The following is a 4160-nucleotide window of genomic DNA, read 5'->3' as shown; positions in this document are numbered from 1 at the left end:
GTTCTCTCTCAGCCACGTTGCTTTCCGCTGTGACCGCATGCATGAATTGGGGAAGCCGACGTCTTACGACGCCTTGTTACTCCGGAGAAACCACATACACGAACGGCGCGCTCGACGTGGTGCTTTTATCCTGGGCTGTCTTCGTGACGCTGAAGGAGATCTTTGCCCCAGGGGTAATGTCATTGGCTCCCACCACGGCGCTGAAAGACAAACTGGTATCGGAACTCGCGACCGGCATAGTCTTCACACTGGCCAATGCCGTTGTCGATGCGGAGCCGGTTGCGTCGATCATCGTCATGGTCAACGCGCCGCCAGACAGGAACGTACCGGTCACAGTTCCCGTAATTGTCTGGCCGCTCTTCCAGGTGCCGAGCTGGCGATCGTTCTGGATCTGGACAGAAGAGATGATGGCGGGGACCGACGATACATCCACCGTCATGATGCCGCCGACGACCACGCGAATGTTATTCAGGCTGGCCCGGTTCAGCAGCGCCACGTTCAAGCAGTCCTTTTGCAGGCCGGGGGCGGCTTTTTCATCCGCACATGGACTGGGCGGGCTCGCTCCGCCTGTCTGCCGGGCCYTCGCCTGTTCGTAAGCCACCTCATACCGTGTGACGGAACCAACCAGCGTGCACCGCACGCTTTTCTCGGACGAGTTTTCGCCACACGGTGAGGGCTGAATGAGCCCGGACTCCTCGATCAACCGCAACAGATGTCCCGCGCCGTGACGGCTGGACCGTTCAAAGACCAGCTCGCTGGGGTTAAAGAAAGCCGCGGGAGCCTTCTTATAGATCTCATGCAGCGTCGGAGTGAGGAACCGCTCTGTGGGGAAGAATGCGACCACGATGTCAGCTGACTTGGCGGCGATCACGTGGTTCGTACGGAATCCGATATCGTTCAGCAGATTCAACTGGCTTTGGGAGTTATCAGGCCAGACCAAACCGAGCGCCGGTACCACGTTGCCATTGAACGCCGCCACGCTTGGGGCGAAGAGATCGCTCGCGGTAGAGAAGGAAACAGCTCCCGCCGCCGCGCCGACCGCCGAAGCAATATGGATAACCCAACTCCTCGTACTCCAAAGTTGTGCGTCCTGAAAGTCCGTCCTCACGGTACGCACCTCGGCACTGGCAACCTGCGATGGTTGACTCTGTTGCTGCCAGGTCTCCGGAGGAGCCTGCGCACGATTTGTCAGGCCGGCAAAGACGCCGCTGAAGAGCCATCGGCTGTAATCGAGGAAGACGCTCTGCAGTACGACTCCCTGTTTCGGGTCGCGATTCGAAACGGTGAGCGAGACCACGGCATACTTCTCTGCAACTTCCTTCCCAAAGGTTCGTTTTACGACGCTGTAGGGCAACAGCACCGCCTCTACGCTGACCGTTGAGGAAAGGTCGCTGGCGGTCGAGACCGCAATTCCCTGTTTCGCAGCATTCTCCGCGGCGATCTGTGCCGCATTGGCCGCCGGAGCCTGTGCCGCTGCGGCGAAATCAGACCAAAAGCTGGCCATCAGCAAAAGAAACATGAAGCGCATTGTCCGTAACTCCCTGGGAAACGACCTATCCAATCACTGAATGCGCAACTCAAGGCTGCGGCGGGACACAGACAATTTCAGGGAGAAAAGAAATGCACATCGAAACCTGCTGCGGACGCAGTCAGGAGCTGGGATGAAATGTGTTTTAAACTCCACCCACTATGGCCCACTGATTCGGCATCGTCAAGTATTCGTATCGCGAGACGAGGCCGGGCGCGGTGCTAGGGCGTGYCATCMAACTCSTGCCAGTCAGCGCCGGGAGCAGATTTTTACGAGATCGAGGARTGAGGAGAGAACTATGGCCGGTCCACTGGAACGACGAGTGACGAAGAGATCGGGAAATCGGGGTCCCCAGTCAGCTTTGCTGGCTGGGGTGAAGAAAACCTGCCCCGGCCCTTGGGTTGCGGCGCAAATTGGTCCATACTTCGTTRCAGGCCTCGACTGAACTAATTTGCGCTCGCAACGCTGACGGCAGGAGTTGGATGGCATGCCCTCGACTGTCCGCGTTTCCGGTATTCATCTGTTTGTAGCGGCCCGCTTGTATAGATGTGTCTGCCTGTTTTGAGGAGGAGTTGATGGCAGTCGTTACCGCAACCAAAGGTTCATTCTCAGTAAAAGCCTATATAGGCGATTCGAAAACCCTGCTGGCTTTCAACTTTGCCAGTGCCGCCGATGCCAAAAACCTGGCCGGTTTCAGCATCTACTGCCAGCCACCCAGTGGCGCGAAGCCGTACTACCTCTCCAATAATCTGCGCTTCGCACTTCCCGCGAATCACGCGCAGGTCGCCAGTGAGCCCGATACCTCCACGGCCAACGCTCCCATTCAGAAGTACCGCTGGGTCGCGTTCCCCGGGCTGATGCATGGCGGCACCCAACCGCCGGCGGGCGACTACCTCTACACGGTCACGCCCCGATTCTTCGATGGCAACGGAGCAATGCTCCCGATGGATTCAAGCCGCGCGGCCACGGTCAAAGTGCCCGTCGGCCCCTTTGCCAAAGGTGCGCTGACGGTCGGCTTCACGCGCGGCTACATGCAGTCGCAGGCGTATGCCCACCACTTCGGCACAGCCACACGCATCGAACCGCCAAACCGCGGCCTGCAGTACAACACCTCCGCACAGGCGGGAACCAACGCCGAGGGCACACCCTGCACCTACAACGACATTTATGCCTGGATGGGAGCCTCGGCTCGTAAGCTGGTCTTCGATCTGCTGAGCGAGGTGGAGAATGATGACTCCCTCACGCTCGATGTCTTTGCGTACGACCTTGATGAGCCGGACATTGTCACCATCTTTCTGAAGCTGGCGGCACAGGGCAAGGTCCGCATGATTCTGGATGACGCGTCACTGCACATCCAGCACACGGACTCGAAGACGCATAAGACGATCACGCCTCTGGAGGTGCCCTTTTCGCAGCAGTTCCAGGCGATGGCCAAGGCTCCGGCGGCGCTGGTGCGTGGATGCTTCGACCGCTACTCGCACGACAAGATCTTCATCCTCTCGAAGGACGGCAGTCCAATCCGCGTTCTGACAGGCTCGACCAACTTCTCGGTCACCGGGCTCTATGTCAATGCCAACCACGTGCTGGTCTTCGACGACCCAGGTGTAGCCCAGCATTACTCCGATGTCTTCGAGCAGAGCTGGACCCTGCTGCAGCAGTTTCCGAACCTGTCGCAGGCGGCGGCATCCAGCTTTGCCAGTACGCCTTTGGCGGAGCAACCGTTTACCCCAACCGGACGGCGGGTGCCGCAGATGAGCGTCACCTTTTCGCCGCATACGCTCGACACGACGCAGAGTCTGCTGACTGCCATCTCTGATCGCATCACCAGCGAGGCACAGGCAGACAAAGGAAGCGTCATCTTCGCGGTGATGCAACTGACCGGCAGCAACACACCCGTCTACAACACCCTGGACTCTATCCACAACACAACCACGCTCTACAGCTACGGTATCTCCGATGCGCCCGAGGGAACATACCTCTACMAGCCGGGCACAGCGAATGGCGTGCTCGTTACTGGAAGGCCGGGCAAGACGACGCTGCCGCCGCCCTTTGATCAGGTGCCGTCGCCCCCGGGACATGAGATCCACGATAAGTTCGTGGTCTGCGGCCTGAATGGAGAGGATCCCGTGGTGTATTGCGGCTCCTCCAACCTGGCGACCGGCGGCGAGCAACAGAACGGTGACAACCTGCTGCAGATTCACGACGCGGATGTCGCCACTGCATTTGCGATCGAGGCGCTGCTGCTGGTGGATCACTACAGCTTCTTGAACCGTTACGCGAATCCGAAGAAACCGCATGCGGCACCGAAGCCGGTGGCCACCAAATCGGCCACAAAGAAAGCAGCAAAGAAGACGGCAAAGAAAGCAGCCGTGAAAAAGACCGCCGTCAAGACAGCAACGAAGAAAGTGGCGAAGAAGGCCGTCAAGAAAGCTGCGAAGAAAACAGCAAAAAAGGCCTCAAAGTAAGGCCATAGCTGAAAGGAGACCGTATGGCACCGCGCAAATCGAAAAAAGCCGCCCTAGTATCGACGCCTCAGCCTCAACCGCTGCTAGCCGCACAGCCACAATCTGCTCAGCAGGCCGCGGTGCAGAAGGGGCTGTTTCTTTACACCGATGACTCCTGGTCGCAGGAC

At 58.7% G+C, this 4160-nt stretch carries 2 protein-coding genes; one reads left to right on the top strand and one right to left on the bottom strand.

The window, feature by feature from the left end; genetic code table 11:
- Nucleotides 1-76: 76 nt before the first annotated feature.
- Entirely contained in the window at nt 77-1528 is a 1452-nt protein-coding gene (locus AB4043_RS16890) for a hypothetical protein (RefSeq protein ID WP_442307582.1), read from the bottom strand.
- Nucleotides 1529-2103: 575 nt separating this feature from the next.
- Here AB4043_RS16890 and AB4043_RS16885 point away from each other — a divergent pair.
- Nucleotides 2104-3993: a phospholipase D-like domain-containing protein gene (locus AB4043_RS16885; protein ID WP_442307581.1), complete on the top strand. Its 1890-nt coding sequence runs from the start codon at nt 2104-2106 to the stop codon at nt 3991-3993.
- The last annotated feature ends 167 nt before the right edge of the window (nt 3994-4160 follow it).

It is taken from the genome of Terriglobus sp. YAF25 (assembly GCF_052113305.1).
GTDB lineage: Bacteria > Acidobacteriota > Terriglobia > Terriglobales > Acidobacteriaceae > Terriglobus.
Note: the sequence above shows the minus strand (reverse complement) of the source record. Positions and strands in the feature narration are given on the sequence as shown.